The organism is Corynebacterium sp. MSK004 (assembly GCF_030232515.1).
Taxonomy (GTDB): domain Bacteria; phylum Actinomycetota; class Actinomycetes; order Mycobacteriales; family Mycobacteriaceae; genus Corynebacterium; species Corynebacterium hesseae.
In genome coordinates this window covers 172177-188354 of sequence record NZ_JASPKB010000003.1, presented here as the reverse complement: position 1 = coordinate 188354, position 16178 = coordinate 172177, and the positions used below count along the sequence as shown (strand labels likewise).

20 protein-coding genes and 1 pseudogene are annotated in these 16178 nt (G+C 59.6%); 6 read left to right on the top strand and 15 right to left on the bottom strand.

The features are described 5' to 3' along the window. Positions 1 to 58 precede the first annotated feature (58 nt). Complete coding sequence (locus QP999_RS05030) at positions 59 to 1135, top strand: ROK family protein (protein WP_284847807.1); 1077 nt, start codon at positions 59 to 61, stop codon at positions 1133 to 1135. On the opposite strand, the gene QP999_RS05025 is transcribed toward QP999_RS05030, so the two are convergent. The 6 genes from QP999_RS05025 to amn all read right to left on the bottom strand — a co-directional run bounded on the left by QP999_RS05025 (position 1132) and on the right by amn (position 6117). Further along, positions 1132 to 1710, bottom strand: coding sequence for an HAD-IA family hydrolase (locus QP999_RS05025; RefSeq protein WP_070533490.1), 579 nt, complete (start codon positions 1708 to 1710; stop codon positions 1132 to 1134). The two genes, QP999_RS05030 and QP999_RS05025, sit on opposite strands and share 4 nt — an antisense overlap. Continuing rightward, the gene (locus QP999_RS05020) at positions 1643 to 2038 is read right to left on the bottom strand and encodes a hypothetical protein (protein ID WP_070525025.1); all 396 of its coding nucleotides are present in this window, start codon (positions 2036 to 2038) and stop codon (positions 1643 to 1645) included. Before QP999_RS05020 ends, QP999_RS05025 begins: the two co-directional genes overlap by 68 nt. Before the next feature lie 63 nt (positions 2039 to 2101). Beyond that, the gene (locus QP999_RS05015) at positions 2102 to 2584 is read right to left on the bottom strand and encodes a ferritin (RefSeq protein WP_070520355.1); all 483 of its coding nucleotides are present in this window, start codon (positions 2582 to 2584) and stop codon (positions 2102 to 2104) included. Between the two features lie 112 nt (positions 2585 to 2696). Continuing rightward, positions 2697 to 4145 (bottom strand): SulP family inorganic anion transporter, encoded by a 1449-nt coding sequence (locus QP999_RS05010; protein WP_284847806.1) that lies wholly within the window; start codon positions 4143 to 4145, stop codon positions 2697 to 2699. Beyond that, positions 4145 to 4660, bottom strand: coding sequence for a phosphoribosyltransferase (locus QP999_RS05005; RefSeq protein WP_070520361.1), 516 nt, complete (start codon positions 4658 to 4660; stop codon positions 4145 to 4147). Before QP999_RS05005 ends, QP999_RS05010 begins: the two co-directional genes overlap by 1 nt. Positions 4661 to 4713: 53 nt before the next feature. Then, positions 4714 to 6117, bottom strand: coding sequence for an AMP nucleosidase (gene amn / locus QP999_RS05000; RefSeq protein ID WP_070520364.1), 1404 nt, complete (start codon positions 6115 to 6117; stop codon positions 4714 to 4716). 168 nt (positions 6118 to 6285) lie between these two features. Here amn and QP999_RS04995 point away from each other — a divergent pair, with 168 nt between their 5' ends. Then, the gene (locus QP999_RS04995; protein WP_284847805.1) at positions 6286 to 7035 is read left to right on the top strand and encodes an esterase/lipase family protein; all 750 of its coding nucleotides are present in this window, start codon (positions 6286 to 6288) and stop codon (positions 7033 to 7035) included. On the opposite strand, the gene QP999_RS04990 is transcribed toward QP999_RS04995, so the two are convergent. From QP999_RS04990 to bioB, 3 genes are read right to left on the bottom strand one after another with little or no spacing between them, the layout of a single operon-like run. After that, a complete protein-coding gene (locus QP999_RS04990) occupies positions 7032 to 7955 on the bottom strand; it encodes a Sir2 family NAD-dependent protein deacetylase (protein WP_070520370.1) in 924 nt (307 codons plus the stop codon). The genes QP999_RS04995 and QP999_RS04990 overlap by 4 nt on opposite strands. 11 nt (positions 7956 to 7966) lie before the next feature. Then, positions 7967 to 8221 (bottom strand): biotin synthase auxiliary protein BsaP, encoded by a 255-nt coding sequence (gene bsaP, locus QP999_RS04985; RefSeq protein ID WP_070520374.1) that lies wholly within the window; start codon positions 8219 to 8221, stop codon positions 7967 to 7969. Next, the gene (gene bioB, locus QP999_RS04980) at positions 8221 to 9201 is read right to left on the bottom strand and encodes a biotin synthase BioB (RefSeq protein ID WP_070745377.1); all 981 of its coding nucleotides are present in this window, start codon (positions 9199 to 9201) and stop codon (positions 8221 to 8223) included. Before bioB ends, bsaP begins: the two co-directional genes overlap by 1 nt. A gap of 78 nt (positions 9202 to 9279) precedes the next feature. Here bioB and QP999_RS04975 point away from each other — a divergent pair, with 78 nt between their 5' ends. Together QP999_RS04975 and QP999_RS04970 are read left to right on the top strand one after the other, a co-directional pair. Next, entirely contained in the window at positions 9280 to 10602 is a 1323-nt protein-coding gene (locus QP999_RS04975) for a M20/M25/M40 family metallo-hydrolase (RefSeq protein ID WP_284847804.1), read from the top strand. A 35-nt stretch (positions 10603 to 10637) separates the two neighbouring features. Then, positions 10638 to 11138, top strand: coding sequence for a hypothetical protein (locus tag QP999_RS04970; RefSeq protein WP_369821999.1), 501 nt, complete (start codon positions 10638 to 10640; stop codon positions 11136 to 11138). Between the two features lie 4 nt (positions 11139 to 11142). Here QP999_RS04970 and QP999_RS04965 read toward each other — a convergent pair whose 3' ends face one another. Next, a complete protein-coding gene (locus tag QP999_RS04965; protein WP_083299197.1) occupies positions 11143 to 11439 on the bottom strand; it encodes a CHY zinc finger protein in 297 nt (98 codons plus the stop codon). Then, positions 11439 to 12266 (bottom strand): esterase/lipase family protein, encoded by an 828-nt coding sequence (locus QP999_RS04960; protein ID WP_070533500.1) that lies wholly within the window; start codon positions 12264 to 12266, stop codon positions 11439 to 11441. Before QP999_RS04960 ends, QP999_RS04965 begins: the two co-directional genes overlap by 1 nt. Before the next feature lie 104 nt (positions 12267 to 12370). On the opposite strand from QP999_RS04960, the gene QP999_RS04955 reads away from it, so the two are divergent. Then, entirely contained in the window at positions 12371 to 12889 is a 519-nt protein-coding gene (locus QP999_RS04955) for a hypothetical protein (RefSeq protein WP_070533502.1), read from the top strand. A gap of 2 nt (positions 12890 to 12891) precedes the next feature. Here the strand turns inward: QP999_RS04955 and QP999_RS04950 are convergent, their stop codons facing one another. From QP999_RS04950 to QP999_RS04935, 4 genes are all read right to left on the bottom strand, one after another. Beyond that, the gene (locus QP999_RS04950) at positions 12892 to 13305 is read right to left on the bottom strand and encodes a hypothetical protein (RefSeq protein ID WP_284847803.1); all 414 of its coding nucleotides are present in this window, start codon (positions 13303 to 13305) and stop codon (positions 12892 to 12894) included. A gap of 48 nt (positions 13306 to 13353) precedes the next feature. Then, the gene (locus QP999_RS04945; protein ID WP_143334509.1) at positions 13354 to 14070 is read right to left on the bottom strand and encodes an ASCH domain-containing protein; all 717 of its coding nucleotides are present in this window, start codon (positions 14068 to 14070) and stop codon (positions 13354 to 13356) included. Between the two features lie 449 nt (positions 14071 to 14519). Continuing rightward, a complete protein-coding gene (locus tag QP999_RS04940; protein ID WP_143335494.1) occupies positions 14520 to 14951 on the bottom strand; it encodes a MepB family protein in 432 nt (143 codons plus the stop codon). A gap of 133 nt (positions 14952 to 15084) precedes the next feature. Next, positions 15085 to 15597, bottom strand: a complete 513-nt coding sequence (locus QP999_RS04935; protein WP_143335493.1) for a GyrI-like domain-containing protein — start codon at positions 15595 to 15597, stop codon at positions 15085 to 15087. A gap of 392 nt (positions 15598 to 15989) precedes the next feature. Between QP999_RS04935 and QP999_RS04930 the strand changes: the two are divergent. Then, a pseudogene (locus tag QP999_RS04930) lies at positions 15990 to 16076 on the top strand (exonuclease domain-containing protein); the annotation flags it as partial. Between the last annotated feature and the right edge of the window lie 102 nt (positions 16077 to 16178).

Here is a 16178-nt window from a genome sequence, read left to right as displayed (position 1 = left end):
TCTACTGAATCCTAATTTCTATTAGACAATGCGGTCTGGTGAATTTATACTTGACGCCATGATTAAATCCGGTCCCGTGTTCACGCGCCCCCGCACCCCAGCGGCGAAGTGCCTCCACATCATTCGACTCAACCCCGTTGTCACCCGCAGTGAGCTTGTCGAAGCCACGGGACTCTCCCAGCCCACAATCACCCGCGCCACCGCCGCGCTTTTGGGTGCTGGACTGATCCGCCAGCGCACGGATTTGACGCAGTCCCGCGGTCGCGGGCGCCCCACAGTGCCCTTGGAGGTAGCGGATAATGACTGGATGCTGGCCGGCATTGCCGTCGGTACCGCCTTTACCCACATCGCCTTCTTTGACACGCAGGGACGCACACTCCGCAAGGAAGACGTGGCTACACCGGTTTCTCGCCTGAGCGCGAGTGACGTCATCGAGCACATCATCGCTGGCGTTAATCGCCTCATGGCCGGCCTGGATCGCCGCTTGGTGTCAGTCGGCGTGACCACCTCCGGCAGCGTCAACGAGGCCGGGCGCATCACCGCCCACAACCTGGGGTGGGACGAAATGGACATCGCCAGCCGCCTGGAGTATCAGTTCGGCGTTCCGGTAGTTGTGTCTTCCGTCATCCCGGCGATCCTCGGCTCAGAGACGCAGTCGACGGAGATGGGAGCGGAGAAGCCCGTCATGGTGCTCTACGCGGATGACTCCGTCGGTGCTGCGCTCACAGTCGGCGATGAGATCGTGCAGCTCGACATCGATGACCCTGACTCTCTCGCTACGCAGGCGGTGCTCGATGTGACAGGTGAGGAGTCTTTCCCAGACGTGGTTGCGAACGCTGACGATGAGACGCGAGCGCTTCTCGACGACCGCGCACGCTCCCTCGGCGCCACCGCCGCTGAGCTTTTGGCTGAGCATAAACCGGACACCCTCGTGGTAGCCGGCGGCGCCTTCTCAGATGATCCGGCAGCGCCGAAGCTCTTTGCTTCCGCTGTACGCCAGGCCACCGACCACCCAGTGGAGCTGCGCATGGTTCCCTCGCACACCGAGATTGTTCGCGCCTGCACCCGCGCTGTGGCGCTGGATCCTCTGCTGCGGGTGCCGCTCGATCTCGGCCGCGAGGCCAAAGCTGCCTAGAAGGGGATTGAAGTAATTCCCGTAAAAAGGTGGGCCTTGAGCCCAAGGTGCTGAGCACCGGCGACGAAGTCCGGCCGATCGTCGAAGAAGTGGGTGTCCTTGGCCTGGGCCCCGAGGGCATCCACGGCCACGAGGTAGGCTTCCGGATCCGGCTTGGCCACCCCGATATCGCAGCTCAGCGTCACGGCGGCGCATTCTTCCAGCCAAGGCTGCGTCTGGCGGATCCTGGTTCCCAATGCCGCTGGCACATTCGCCAGGATGCCAACACTATGGCCCTGGCCAATAAACCCTAGGACCGCACGAACCATTTCTTCGTCGGCTACCAGCAGGTGCTCGGTATCCAATTCGATGGCGTGACTGACATCAAAAGGAGCGAGACCGGCCAGCGCGCGAATGCGGCCCCAGTATTGCGCATCGCTCAGGTGCCCAGCGTCATATGCAGGGCGAAACTCCTCATAAAGAGACCAAAAGTGCTCTACATTGTCGGGACGGAGGTAATCCTCCAGCTCAGCGTTCCCGACGGGCGTAGCTGACCGCATGAGCACGCCGTAGAGGTCGAAGAGCAAAGTGGCCATGCGCCCAGTGTAGCCAGACCGCAAGAGCGCCAGTCAGCGTGCCCGCTACGAAGAGCGGAAGCGATAGTGTGCCATGCGCCCACAGCGTCGAGGTTGCCCCCACGAGGAATAGCCCGCCCACGCTAAACAGGGAGCGGCTCAGCGCCGTCGCCGCCGCGGCGGCGCACAATAAGAGGGCAAGCCCGGCAAACGGGCCGAGCATCACCGCGAGGGCGAAGAAAAAGGTTCCCAGAGCCATGTTGGTTGCCGCCAGCCACATGCCACCGACCAATGCAATCGCTAGCCCGGCAAGGGCACCGCAGATGAGCATGAGGCGCGTTGTAGTCATAAAAAAATTCTCCCACCAACCGCAGGGGGCCGTGGGAGAATCCGCGCAAACTATATGGCTTCGTTACCGTTGCGCCAGCGAGCCATCGACGCGCAGCAGGCCAGAACCGTCATTGCCCACCAGCTTGAGCTGGTCAATGATCTCAGACACGGAGGACTCTTCCTCAACCTGCTCCTCGAGGAACCAGTTGATGAGACCACGGGAATCCAGGTCCCCAGCCGCATCTGCGGTGCGGGCGATCTCTCGGATCTGCTCCGAGACCTTCTGCTCATGCGCGAGGGATGCCTCAAAAGCATCGAGCGGGGTGGCGGCCTTGACGGAGCCGACCTGGATATCCTCCAGCTCGACGCGGTAGCCGCGGTCCAACAGGTGCTCGGCGAACTTCTGTGCGTGCTCGCGCTCTTCCTCTGCCTGCTTGAAGAACCAATCGCGCATGCCTGGGAAGGACAGGTTGTCCATCTCGTAGGCCAGCTGAGTGTAAATCAGGGCTGCGCCGTGCTCATTATTGACCTGGGCGTTGAGGAGCGTTTGCAGTTTCTCATCCATAAGAGTTATTCCTTTCGTGTGTTGTTCCCACAATACAGAAAAAAATCGGGCGCGCTAGCAAGGTGATCTTAAGCAAACTCGCACGTCATAACACTTTTTCTGGTAGGTTTACCTAACCCAAATCTGAGATCCGCTGGTAACGCGCGAGGCTAACACCATCAAGGCCCCGGAATTCCACCGCTATTCCACGGCTTGCGTACTTGCTTTCCACAGCCTGGAGCACCGCCACGGTTGAGGCATCCCAAATATCGGCCTCTGAGAAATCCACGATGACCTTCTCCACCGGCAGGGTGTAATCGAAGGCGTAGACCAGATCGTTCGAGGAGGCGAAGAAGAGCTGGCCGCGCACAGTGTAGACGTTGCCCTCTAGCTCCACCGACACGAGGTGGGCGACGCGGCGTGCAAAGGCCACCGAGGCAGTGAGCACACCGAGGATCACACCGACCGCCAGGTTATTCGTGGCCAAGGTGCCAATCACCGTCACCAGCATGACGAGGGTTTCGCTCAGAGGCATGCGGTGAATCGTGCGCACCGAGCGCCAATCCACGGTGTGGAAGGACACCATAAACATGACCGCCACAAGAGCAGCCATGGGGATTTTCCCTACGGTGTCCCCCAACACGAGGATGAGGATAAGGAGGAAGACGCCGGCGAGGAACGTCGACAAGCGCGTGCGTGCCTGCGATTCCTTGACGTTAATCATGGTCTGGCCAATCATCGCGCACACGCCCATGCCGCCGATGGCAGCGGCGAGCATGTTGCCGATGCCCTGGCCCACGGATTCGCGCGTTTTATCGGAGTGGGTATCCGTGAGGTCGTCGACAAGCTTGGCGGTGAGCAGGGATTCCATGAGTCCGACGAGTGCCACGCCCAATGCATAAGGCAGGCAGAGGAGGAAGGTCTCGCGGCTAAACGGCACGTCTGGAATGACGAAACCGGGCAGGGAGGTCGGCAGCTCGCCCTGATCCGCGACGTCGGGAACCTGCCAGCCGAAAATCACAGTCAACATGGTGACAACCACAATCGCCACGAGGGGCGCGGGGATCACCGTGGTGATTCGCGGCCACACCACCATGATGACGAGGCCCAGAGCAACGAGAGGATAGACCAGCCACGGCACCTGCCACAGGTGACCCAGCTGCGCGGTGAACATGAGGATGCCCAGCGCGTTGACGAAACCCAGCATGACGCTGCGGGGGATGAAACGCATGAGCTTGGCGACGCCCAGCATTGCCATCACTACTTGCAGGATGCCCGCCATCCAGATGGTCAGGAGCACGTACTGCAGGCCATGCTCGTGGGCCAGGGGTGCGATGACCACGGCGACAGAGCCCGCCGCGGCGGAGATCATGGCTGGGCGCCCGCCAGTGATGGCGATGGACATCGCCATGATGACGGAGGCGAAGAGCCCCACCTTGGGGTCGAGCCCGGCGAGGATGGAGAAACTTAAGACTTCCGGGATGAGGGCCAGCGCAACAGCAAGCCCGCCAAACACCTCCTTGCGGAAGCGGGCGGGCGAGCTGAAGGCCGCGCGGAAAGAACCGGCGGAACGGTCAGACATTAGTGGCCGTCTTTGAAGGAACCATCGCGGGTGATGACCGGCAGGACGGACCACGCGAAGTTGATCCACTGGTCGGTCTTCTTCCACGAGAAGTCCGGCTCAAAAATGGTGGTCGGCTTGGTGTAGATGACGGCGGACTTGACCTCGGACGCGGTCTGCTCGAGCAGGTTGACCACGAGGTCGAGGGTCTTGCCGGAATCCGCTACGTCATCGACGACGAGGACCTTCTTGTCCTTGAGCGAATCCGTATCCAGCTGCGGGTTAAGGAGAATCGGCTCCGGCAGGGTCTCACCGATATCGGTGTAGAACTCCACGTTGATAGCGCCCATTTCTTTGACGCCGATGGCATAACCAATAGCGCCTGCAGGGATCAGGCCTCCGCGGGCCACGCCCACGATGAGATCCGGGAACCAGCCCGAATCCACGATTTGTTGCGAAAGGTAGCGGCTGGCCTCACCGAAGACCTCCCACGTCAGGTTCTCGCGTTCCGGGTTCCACCACTCCGGGGTGCTCATCGTCTAGGTCTCCTTCGCCAGATTGTGCATTTCCCTCAGTCTAATCATCTACCTCAGCGGAACGGAACCTCCGCCACCGTTCGGCGCAGTTTGCGGGTGCGCAGCCGCTCCGGATTCTCCGCCAAAGCCTCCACCGCGCGCACCGCACACATGACGTGGGCTTCCTTCGAGTTCGAGTAAAAGGCCTGCGCTTGGGCGGGAAGCTTGGGCACGGCGTGCAAAGGTAGATCGGACACCGACAGCAGAGTGCCATACGGGATGCGGTAGCGGTAGCCGTTGGCAGCGAGGGTGCAGGATTCCATGTCCACGGCCACCGCGGTGGAGTGGCGCAGCCATTCCCACAAGTCCCGGGAGGTGCGCCACTCCCAGTTGCGGTCATCGGTGGAGAGCACCGTGCCGGTGCGCATGAGCGAATTGTCTTTCCCATAGACCTCTTCGACGGCGGCCTCCAGCATGCGCTGGATTTCTGGAATGGCGGGAATCGGGTTGCTGGTGGTGACGGTGCCATCGAGGATGTGGTCCTCGCGCTGGTAGGCGTTGCCCAGGATGAGGTCGCCGATGCGCATGCGGCCATCGAGCCCTGCGCAGTGGCCGATCATGATCCAGGCCTCCGGGCGCAGCACCGCCAGGCAATCTGTGATGGTCTTGGCGTTAGAGGGGCCCACGCCAATGTTGATCATGGTGATGCCATCTCCGCCGGCGGTGATGAGATCAAAACGGGGCATCTGGTAGCGGGAGGTGAGGGTGAGCTCGTCGACGTCGAGAAGCACCGCGTCATTGGAGTGGATGGTCTCCCCCGTGGGCAGCACGAGCGCGGTGTAGCGTGAATCCTCACGTGAGAGTTCGCGCAGGCCGAACTTGACGAACTCGGTGGTGTGCATGGCGTAGTTGGTGAACAGGATGTACTTCTGCACGGTGTCCACCTCGATGCCGGTGTAGTGCTCGATGCGAGCACAGGCGATGTCGAAGCGCTGCGGGCCGAAGTGGAACAGCGGCTTTTCTTTCCCGTGAAAGGCCTTCCACGCGCCGTCAACGATCCCGTCATGAACCGCATCGAGGGTGGGCCGGGGTATATCGCCGCGGTCCTGGGGAATTTCTGTAATCCCCCGGATATATTCCGGCGGGATGCGCTCATCCGATTGACCGACGTAGATATCGCAGGGGTAGTTATTGGTGAGCCGCGTGAGCTGCTCCGTGAGGTAACTACGAATCAGCCATGGTTTTGATATCACTGCCGAGTAGCGGCCCTCTTGGTCCACGTAGCCGAAGGGCTCAGAGCGGTCGATGGGTGTCCATTGGCGGATATCCACGGTGATCTTCGGGTAGACCACGTGGCGGTAGGCGTCGTGGTCCCCCGAGGCGAGAGCGTGACGTGCCAGCTCGCAAGAACTGTCATAGAGCTCGCTGAGGCGGGAAATCGCTTCGTTGACGGAGTGGACATGCTGCAGGTCGGTCATGCTCGCGAGTGTATCCATGAAAGAAGCCCGCCGCGGTGAGGCGACGGGCTCTATCCCCATGACTAATCCGGTAACGCGTGCGGTGTGGAGCTCACCGCCCGGCCCGTATTAGGCAAGCCTTAGCTTAGTAAAAAAGTTGGAGGGGCGTCAAGGGTAAACTGCAATCCCATGACCACACTCCCCCTCGGTGCCCGCAGGCGGACGCGAGGCGTGTGCGAAGACGACTGGTCCGCGCGCCCCACCGCCGAACGACCCTGGCCGGTTATTTTGATCCACGGAACCTGCGACAGTAAAGGCGTCTGGCAAGTCCTCGCAGACATGCTCCGCGCCGCTGGCTGGGCCACCTTCGCCCCTGACTACGGGACCCGCGCCACCGCTCCCCTGCAGGAATCCGCCCGGCAGCTCGACGCCTACATCAACGCCGTCCTTGCCGTCACCGGCGCGGAAAAGGTGATCCTCGTGGGGCATTCCCAGGGCGGATTGCTGGCTCGCTATTGGATGCGCATGCACGACGGCGCGGAGTTTGTACGGCACGTTGTCTGCATCAGTGCGCCCAACCACGGCACGACCCAGGGCGGAATTGCCAGCCCCCTCTTCCGTGGCGAGCGCCAGGAAGAGGTCGTGCGCACGCTTATCGACGGCTGGTTTGGCCCCGCCGGCATGCAGCAAGTAGTCGGCAGCGAGGTCGTGGAGGCAACGAACCGCGACAGTGAGGTCGAACCCGGTGTGAGCTATACGTGCATCGCCACGCGCTCCGATGCCGTCGTGGTTCCACCCAACACCTGCTTCCTCAACGGCCCTCAGGTGCGCAACATTTACATCCAGGACATCGAGCGCCGCGCGATAATCCGCCACGAAGACATGCCCTTGGACAAGCGGGTATGCCACGTGGTGCTCGAAGAACTGGAGCAGCTTTAGAGTTCTAGCTCATCCAGGATCGCGTCGAAAGCCGGGCCCACCTGGGTGCGCCACAGGGTGTCGACGCGATCGTCGGCGCGTCCCGGCCCTCCATTGATGGTGGCCACGCGCTTGCCTTGTTTCTTGGCCTCCAGGACGAACCGAAAGCCGCTCATGACCGCCAACGAAGAACCGGCAACGAGCACCGAGTCCGCCGCGTTGACCATCGCATAGGCGGCGTCCTTTTTGTAGGTAGGCACTGGCTCACCGAAATAGACTACGTCTGGCTTCAGGCGCTGCGAGCCGCACTGCACGCAGCCGGGCATGACGAATTCTTCCACTGCTTCCTCGCTGAGGGCGACGTCGCCGTCGGGGTTCACGTCCGCTTTGTTGACTGCCCAGCGTTGGAGGAATTCCGGGTTGGCTGTGGCCGCGCGGGCGTCGTAGTCCGCGCGTGCTTCTTCGTACCCGCAGCTCAAGCACACGACGTGCTGCATATCCCCATGCAGGGCGATGAGGTTGCGCTGCCCAGCTTCCTCGTGCAGGCCATCAACGTTCTGCGTGACAACGCCCGTGAGAAGCCCGGCGCGCTCGAGCTCGACCAAAGCGTAGTGCGTGCGGTTGGGGTGTGCGGCCTGCATGACCCGCCAGCCCACAAAGGCGCGGGCCCAGTAGCGGTGGGAGGCCTGCGGGTCGTGCAGGAACTCCTGGTAGGTCATGGGGCGGTGCCGGCTGAGGGAGCCGTTCGGGCCGCGGTAATCCGGCACGCCTGATTCTGTAGATACACCTGCTCCCGTGAGGACCATGACGTTGCCGCGGCGTAGTTGCTCGGCGACGGCGTTCAACGCTTGTTGTGGAGGCGTCGGGGTCGCAATCTCTGAGACGACGCGGGAAATCGAGCGCAGCGCAGACCGATGGGCGTGGGCAACAGCGGGATCCATGGTGCCCCAGCTTACGGAAGTACCTCCTCATAGAGATAGTCCGAGTCGAGCTCGCCATGGCGCGAGCAGCGCGCGTTCCAGCCGTCCGGGCGCACCTGCACCACCATGCGGCGCCCGCACAGCTGGCAATAGCGCGGGACGTCCAGGCCGGCCGCGGCTGCCGGGTGCAGGGTGAATTCCTCGCTTAGTGGTTTCCCAGTGTTGGGGTGGAACAGCGGCTCCTCGCCGGCGAGTACGGCAGCGGCCAGCTCCGTCGAGCTGTTCATTAGAGCGCCTTGATGGGCAGGTCGATGCGGCCGAGCATGTCGACGTCCTTCTCGATCTGCTTGCCCAGCGTGGTCAGGTAGTTTCCGGCGATGATGGCGTTGATGCCGCCGAGGAGGCCCTTTTCGGTGCCGTCGTCACCGAGGGAGAGCTCGCGGCCGCCTGCAAAACGGAGGGTCACGGACGGCATGGCCAGGCGGAATGCGGCCACGGCGCGCAGCGCCTCACCGAGCGGGACCAGCGGGTAGTCCGCGAACGGGGTGCCCGGGCGGGGATCAAGGAAGTTCATCGGCACCTCGCAGGGCTCGATCTGGGCCAGCTGGTAAGCGAATTCGGCGCGGTCTTCTAGTGATTCGCCCATTCCGATGATGCCGCCGGAGCAGACTTCCATGCCGACTGCACGGACATTCTCGAGGGTCTCTTTGCGCTCCTCCCAGGTATGCGTGGTGACCACGTTGGGGAAGAAGGACTTGGAGGTCTCCAGGTTGTGGTTATAGCGCTGGGCGCCCATGTCCTTGAGGCGCTGCGCTTGCTCGCGGGTCAGGGTTCCGAGCGAGAGGGAGATCTCGATGTCCACTTCGTCGAGGATGGCCGGGATGGCTTCCGCAACCTGGGAGAGCAGGTTCTCGTCCGGGGCTTTCACAGCTGCCACGATGCAGAACTCCGTCGCACCCGTCTTGGCCGTCTTCTTGGCGGCCTCCACCAGCTCCGGGATGTTGAGGCGCGCGGCACGCACGGGGGACTCGAACAAACCAGACTGCGAGCAGAAGTGGCAATCCTCCGGGCAGCCGCCAGTTTTAATGGAGATGATGCCTTCCACGGACACGTCTGGGCCGCACCACTTGAGGCGGGTCTTGTGGGCGATGTCCGCGATCTCTTCCAGCTGCTCATCCGGGATCTGGAGGACCTGCAGTAGTTCTTCTTCGTTGAGGCCGATGCCCTGCTCCAGGGCCTTCTCGCGTGCGATGTCTACGATGCTCATGCGGGAAACATTACTTGAACACCGTTCAAGTTGTGGTAAATCTGCCGGTTTCATGTAGTCCGGGCTACCCTTTAGGCCATGGATTCCACGCTCTACGACGACACCCTCGCACTGCTTCAGCAGCTCATTCGCAATGCCTGCGTGAATGACCTCACTCCGGATTCCGGCCACGAGGTCCGCAACGCTGACACGTTGGAGCGATTTTTTGCAGGCACCCCGGTGGAGATTCAACGCTATGAATCACACCCCGGCCGCGTGACCATCGTGGTGACCGTTCCAGGTGACCCGGACAAGGAGCCGCTGACGCTCATGGGCCACACGGACGTCGTGCCCGTCGACGAGCCCAAGTGGACCAAGCCACCCTTCGACGCGGTCATCGAAGACGGCAAGCTCTACGGTCGCGGCGCGGTGGACATGCTCTTTATTACAGCGACGATGGCGGCGGTGACTCGCGATGTGGCTCAGCGCGGCAACCCCGGCGGCACCCTGGCCTTTGTCGGCATGGCGGACGAGGAGGCCCGCGGCGGTTTGGGCTCCATCTGGATGGATAAGCACCACCCGGAGGCCTACTCGGTGCGCAACTGTCTCTCGGAGACCGGCGGCAGCCACCTGCCCGGCGCGCTCGGCTTCAACGTGGGTGAGAAAGGTGCGGGCCAGCGCCGTCTGCACGTGCATGGCGATGCCGGCCATGGCTCGACGCCGTTTGGGAAGGACTTTGCCATCGTCAAAATCGGTGAGGTTGCTCGCCGCATCGCCGCCGCCGAGCCACCCGTAGCCACGGACGAGGTGTGGCAGGGATTCGTCAAGACCTTCCGCTTCGACCCCGCAACGGAGGCAGCGCTTCTCGATGGCTCCGCTGACGCCGCCGACTATGAAAAGTTCGGTAATTTGTCTGCCTACGCCCACGCTTTCTCGCACACGACGATTGCCCAAACCGTCCTGCGTGCGGGTGGTGCCATCAACGTACTGCCTTCCCACGCCTACCTAGAGATGGATATCCGCCCCTTCCCTGGCCAAACCCAGGAGGAGCTCGACGAGTTCCTGCGTGAGGCCCTCGGCGATATGGCCGACGAAGTAGAGATCGAGCACCTTATTACGGAGGACGCCACACAGTCCTCGACTGATACTGAGCTGTGGCGTTGCATTGAAGAGACCGCTCACAAATTTTTTCCGGATAAGGAAGTACTGCCGGTGCTGGCGACGGGTGGTTCCGACCTGCGCGTGGCCCGCCGTCGCGGCGGCAACGCCTATGGCTTCGCGCTGCATGCGGAGGATCGGGATATGGCCAGCGCAAACTCTCAGCTGCACAGCCACGATGAGCACCTCTACCTGGAAGACTTGAATTTGACTGTGAAGGCGTATTTTTCGCTGGTAAATCGTTTCTTAGGAAGCGAGCACTAACGCAAACGTGTAAAAGCTGTGGCACAATGTGGCGCATGAGAAATAAGCTTGTCCTCTGCTCCGTTGCTGCTGCCATCGGCCTGTCCGCCCCTACCGCATCCGCCGACATGGTGGATGACTACCTGGCCAAGGTTCCGGCCGGCCAGATTTCCTGTGAGCAAGCCACCAAGTACTACACCAATCCGTCTGACTACAACAGCAAAAAGTCCCAGGCGCTGGCTGCTGCCAACTTCCACCCGCGTGGTCCCGAGATCCGCGACGCCGTCGCCCGCGCCGACGAGGCCATCGCTCGCTGCGGCCTGAACGGTGGCGGCGGCAACACTGCTCCTGCTCAGAACACTGCACCAGCTAACAACACTGTCCCTGCCAACAACGGTGGTGGTGCCCCGGCAAATAACGGCAATAACGCCCCATCGAACAACGCTTTTCCGACCTTCCCGGTGACCATCGGCAACTTCACCTTCAACGTCCCGGACATTCTGGCGTACCTCAAGACCCTCGTCGAGGGCACCCCGCTGGCCCAGCTTTTGCCGTAGAAGACTAGCGGAAATACGTCCCCGCGTGCAGCGCACAGCCTGTATTGAAGGCATGCCCGCACGCGGGGCATTTATATGCTGAGTATTCGGCATAGGTCATTGTTCGGCCGCAGGCCCCGCACATGACGCAGAGCTGGTCTTTCGGCATGGGTCCGAATTCATGGTCGGTCAGCTCCGCGTGGCAGAGCGAACACGCGAACCATCCGCCGCAGGTGTGGCACTTGTTCGCAATGACGTCGACAAGCGTGTGCCAGTGACGGCACCGGCCGTCCGCATCGATGGCACCCTGGATGTGTGTCACTAACGCGTGAGCCCCCACAGAATCTGATCGTGCACGCGCGGGTCATGGGGTAGATTTCCATGTTCGACTGGGGCGGATTCCACATTGACCACGTCCGCGCCCGGAACAGCGCTCAGCTCCGAGGTCTGGTTCGGCGTCACGGTATTATCCGCCGGCGAATAGATGGACGTGTAAGTAACGCCGGGCGCGGTATCCGGAAGCTGGTTGAGATTCTCCATAAAATCCGAGCCCTCCAACTGCTCGATGCCAGCGCTGGTGCCGAGGAAATCAACCACATCGGGCGCGATCTTTGCGGCCGTCTTGAGGGGCGTTGCCCGCCCGCCCCACGTCGTCCCGTGGAAGTTCGCACCGATGGTGACCACGCGGTTCACTTCATCCGCTGAGCCGTAGAGTTGTGTGAAGGTCTTGGTGTGCAGGCCGCCCTGGGAGAAACCGACGAGGTTTACTTTGTTTGCTCCGGTGACCTCACGGATGTGTTCAATATGCCCGGCGATCTCGCGCCCGGAAGAATCTAGATCCGCAATCCCCTTCATGTAGTCGTAGGCGTTCTGGTACGCAATGTCCTCGGCGCCATAGTCGAAGGCCCACACGCACATCCCTTGGTCCTTGAGCTTCGGGATGAGATCGTTCCACTCGGCCGAGTTTGCCGAAGTACCGTGCAATAAAACAACGGGTTCAGTGACGGAACCCGTGGGCTTACAGTCAGGATCATTGATGCCGAGATCCTGCGCGGCGGAGGTCTCCATGGTCTGGGCATGAGCCGGAACGGGGGCGGCAGTGCCGAGGAGGATTGCAAGGAAAGCGCGCTGTAAAAAGCCGTTTTTCATGAGGCACCAGCTTATCCGCCGAGCCTGGCCAGCTACTGTGTGATTCCTGTGCGCAACTAGGGTACCCGTCACTACCATAGAGGTAGATAAACAAAGGACCTGAAATGAAGCGACTTCTCTGTATTGCCTCTGCGCTCTTTGTGCTCGGCGGCTGTTCCTCTCTCGACGTTGAATCCACCCCTGCGAGTGAGACGTCGTCAAGCACCAGCGTTACTGAAGACGCCCCACACCCCACCCTTCCCACTGCCGAGGAAAGCGCCGAAGATATCGGCGTGGATCAACCGCAAGAAGAAGTCATCGGCTTCACCGAGGCGCCCGGTGCGGCGCAACCTACTCCGATGGAGAAAGCCATCGAGTCCTGCGGTGATGTCTCGCTACACGAAACCGGAACGACATTCTTCAGCGATGGAACCTCTGGCTGGACACAGCAGTGTGCCGACGAAATGATGGCCGCAAATCCCCCAGTGCAAGAAGCTGCCGCTGTGTATGAAGCACCCGCCGTTGAAGAGAACTACGTTCACCCCGGCGCGTATTGCAACGGCGGAAGCGGGGTATCAAAGAGAGGTGTCCCGATGACGTGCGCCCCGGCATCGGACGGCAGGATGCGCTGGCAGAGCGCGTAACCTCATTCCGGCAGTTGCGGGCCTTTACCCCTCTTCCACAACGCAAAGGCGATGCCTCTGCGGATCAGTGCTGAAAGCCCTACGGGCAGGCAGCACAGGAGGGGCAAAGCAATGAGCATCTGGCCGATCCAGCCGAAGAGACCAAGAACTCCAATAACGACAGAAACGGCATCTAGGCGGAAATCTGTAATGTCCTTCCGCTGCATGGGCAGGGAAATAAGGTAGGCAATTCCCAGAAACACGAGTGCGGGAAGAACCACAAAGACCGCAAGGAAGCCGCTCTCAGCATCAGTTCCTTGCGTATCAACGAAAAAGACGGCCACCAGCAGCCCAACAAATGCGAACTCCACAAATGGTAACCGCAGCACAGGGAAATCTATAAGCCGCGGTGGCTGGGCGGAAGCGGGGCCGAACATACCGACAGTCTAGGCAAAACCCTTTCCCCGTCGTCTTTACCGAAGTAGTTAAGCCTTACGGAGCGTGAACTCTACGACGTCGACCTCATCATCCTCAGCTAATCCGGGATAGTGAGTATCGAGCGCTTCGTGGAGCTCAGCAAGAGAACCAAAGCCATCTCTTCGGGCTTGTTCCTCCGTCAAGGACCTCCGCTGGGTAGAGACGACAGAAGTGACTTCTGCGGGAATGGTGACAACCTCTCCGGATTCTTTCTCGAAGACAATCTGGGCGCTTCCTTCGTGGAAGGGGTCATCCACCCGAATGGTTTGTTGCTTTTCTCCGCTTCGAATTGATTCCTCGTAGCCTTCCCACATATAGATGCGTTGCTCTTTGTCCATGTCACGCCAGTTATATGCGAACGGTAAGAGCTCTTCCACGGTGAGTGCTTCAAGTCCATTGCTTCCGCGCACGATGCACCGGATAGACGGATCAGTATCAAATAGCACTTGGCGGCATTTTCCACAGGGCGAAAGCACCTGGCCAGTCGGACCGTGGACGGCGACTACCGCCCGGATGGGATCCTCGGGATGACTAGCAGCGTGGTTAGCTAAGGCCGAGATTTCACCACAGGGGCCACCGAGAAAATGGTATGCGTTCAAACCGAGCACGTGTTTGCCGGATTCAGTCAGGAGGGCTGCGGCTACGGTGTGATCTTCCCCGTCGTGGAAGCGCTGCGCATGGGTCGTGGCTACGGTCAGTAATTCTCGGAGTTCATTAGTAATCACCCTTCAAAGGTAGCTGTTACTGCCACAACTCCTAAGCCCAAGGGATCACAAATCTGTCGCTGTCATTCACGGTAAATAAGGGCGAAAAACTTCGATTCTCTGCCCGCTACAATTCCCCGAAGTTACCAATAACCCCGGCGATTTACTCCTACTCTCGTAGTGCAGGGATCGTTCCAGGGTTTTCGAAATACAAACTAGCATATCCATATGGAAATCCAAGCCCAGTCCTAGTACCGCTGTCCCGGTGGTTTTCATCTGCGCGAATGAGCAGGTACGCCGATCATCCATCACCAGAAACGCTCTACCTTTGGAATACTCACCTCACGAAGACCTATCTTGCTGACATCGAGCACCTGGAAGTACTCCTCCGAAATAGCATTCACAATGCCCTAACCGGAAGCTAGCTAATAAGAAACACTTCCTACCGCCAATCCGGGAGGAATAGGCGGTCAGAATTTTGTAAACGATGCCTGTTGCTGCTTTTGAGTCGTTAAAGCGTTGGAGTTCAGCCCCTCACACCATGGTGGATATACCCTAAATCCTCTCTTTCCTGGGGCTGCTCCGGAGGTAATACCGAGACGTTGTAAATCTTGATTGCTAAATTGAAACACACCTCGGTGATCTCCTTGAATCACAAAGACTAGGAGACCGTCGCCGCAGGAAGAATCTTCAAAAGGCACGGATTCCCCTTCATGGTTGCGTTGCCAGAATGCTACAAAGGCTCCCGGCTTAGAAGGCGTGGTGCGTGCTGTGCGAACATGCCAGGTTTTAGCTCCCAACTCGGCTATTCCCGATTCATAATTCGCATTATCACTTGTTTCATTGATGGTGCCCTCTAAATTAAAGGCCGCCATGAATTGGTAAAAGGAATCAAACTTCATTTTCTACGCGATGTATACAGCTACTTTCGTCCAGCTTTGAAGCTTAAGGAAAGTAACAGAGGGTAACAAGTTCGCCGCGCTATCTCGTACCTTATCGCATGCCGTAGAGGAAAAGGACTACCAAACGACGGGGTTAAGGCAGCTGTATAAGGAATTCGCTTTTCCCTGCAGCGACTTTCGACCTTCTAAACCGCTCGGCGATATAACCTTTCTGGGTCACTCCTTGCTCAGCAAGTATCGAAGGAAAATTCTCCCACATCTGCGCGATAGCCTTACGCGTATGATCCACCTCAATGACTAGTACATGAAGCGATGGGATTTGCATCACCCCGAAATCGCACAGGCTGTCTATGTCAATCGAACGCTTGCTATCTAGCAGACAAATGCGGTAGCGCAGGAGTTTCTCATCAACTGTGCGCGGATCGTCGAGGGCAAGACCGTAGATGGTGAAGTCGTTATCCCCAAAGCTACGGTAGGCAACTTTCTTAGTATGCTCCATTGCTTCTTTGTGCTGCGCAGTCCCGTAGGGGCCTTCAACCTCTAGATAGTATGTCGAGGTTGCTTGAAGCGTCCTGTCCATACCATGGGTGTATCCATGAAAAGTAACCATATTCATCAATTTAATTGAATTAAAATTTTCAAACATTTCCCAAGGATCGAACAATATTTAAACACGACGCAGGGAAAGTAAACGTGCACACTTGTCACGGCGTGCCGTATGGCGTGGGAAAACAACGTTTATGCCCGTTTATTCCGCCAGGGTAGGGAAACCACAGCACCAACAAGCAAGACGACAGTGACACCTACTAAATATGCTATGGAGCTCCAGGAGATACCCTCGCCACCAAAGAGGCCGTATCTAAGTGCTTCACTTATATGGACAGCCGGATTGGCCTCTCTCATAGCACTAAGGCAACCACACCCACGCCCGCTACGGAAGACCAACCACACTCACCCTGTGGACAACCCGCACGGGGCCAGTGTGGCTATCCACAAAAATCCACGTTGTTTGCAGTGTTCGATAGCGTTTAGGCGGGCATGTCGGTCTTTGCGGTCATTGATACCGAAACCACCGGTTTTAACAAGCGTTACGACCGCATCATTGAACTTGCTGCCGTGCGCGCTGACGCATACTTCAATCCCGTCGACTCCTGGCACACATTGCTCAACCCTGACACCAACGCCGTGTTCACTACTCGGGGGACACCCCGCCCACCTCGGCACTCA

Coding starts and splice junctions, on each gene's coding strand:
- QP999_RS05030 (WP_284847807.1), top strand. CDS start 59: ATGATTAAATCCGGTCCCGTGTTCACGCGCCCCCGCACCCCAGCGGCG.
- QP999_RS05025 (WP_070533490.1), bottom strand. CDS start 1,710: ATGGCCACTTTGCTCTTCGACCTCTACGGCGTGCTCATGCGGTCAGCT.
- QP999_RS05020 (WP_070525025.1), bottom strand. CDS start 2,038: ATGACTACAACGCGCCTCATGCTCATCTGCGGTGCCCTTGCCGGGCTA.
- QP999_RS05015 (WP_070520355.1), bottom strand. CDS start 2,584: ATGGATGAGAAACTGCAAACGCTCCTCAACGCCCAGGTCAATAATGAG.
- QP999_RS05010 (WP_284847806.1), bottom strand. CDS start 4,145: ATGTCTGACCGTTCCGCCGGTTCTTTCCGCGCGGCCTTCAGCTCGCCC.
- QP999_RS05005 (WP_070520361.1), bottom strand. CDS start 4,660: ATGAGCACCCCGGAGTGGTGGAACCCGGAACGCGAGAACCTGACGTGG.
- amn (WP_070520364.1), bottom strand. CDS start 6,117: ATGACCGACCTGCAGCATGTCCACTCCGTCAACGAAGCGATTTCCCGC.
- QP999_RS04995 (WP_284847805.1), top strand. CDS start 6,286: ATGACCACACTCCCCCTCGGTGCCCGCAGGCGGACGCGAGGCGTGTGC.
- QP999_RS04990 (WP_070520370.1), bottom strand. CDS start 7,955: ATGGATCCCGCTGTTGCCCACGCCCATCGGTCTGCGCTGCGCTCGATT.
- bsaP (WP_070520374.1), bottom strand. CDS start 8,221: ATGAACAGCTCGACGGAGCTGGCCGCTGCCGTACTCGCCGGCGAGGAG.
- bioB (WP_070745377.1), bottom strand. CDS start 9,201: ATGAGCATCGTAGACATCGCACGCGAGAAGGCCCTGGAGCAGGGCATC.
- QP999_RS04975 (WP_284847804.1), top strand. CDS start 9,280: ATGGATTCCACGCTCTACGACGACACCCTCGCACTGCTTCAGCAGCTC.
- QP999_RS04970 (WP_369821999.1), top strand. CDS start 10,638: ATGAGAAATAAGCTTGTCCTCTGCTCCGTTGCTGCTGCCATCGGCCTG.
- QP999_RS04960 (WP_070533500.1), bottom strand. CDS start 12,266: ATGAAAAACGGCTTTTTACAGCGCGCTTTCCTTGCAATCCTCCTCGGC.
- QP999_RS04955 (WP_070533502.1), top strand. CDS start 12,371: ATGAAGCGACTTCTCTGTATTGCCTCTGCGCTCTTTGTGCTCGGCGGC.
- QP999_RS04950 (WP_284847803.1), bottom strand. CDS start 13,305: ATGTTCGGCCCCGCTTCCGCCCAGCCACCGCGGCTTATAGATTTCCCT.
- QP999_RS04940 (WP_143335494.1), bottom strand. CDS start 14,951: ATGAAGTTTGATTCCTTTTACCAATTCATGGCGGCCTTTAATTTAGAG.
- QP999_RS04935 (WP_143335493.1), bottom strand. CDS start 15,597: ATGTTTGAAAATTTTAATTCAATTAAATTGATGAATATGGTTACTTTT.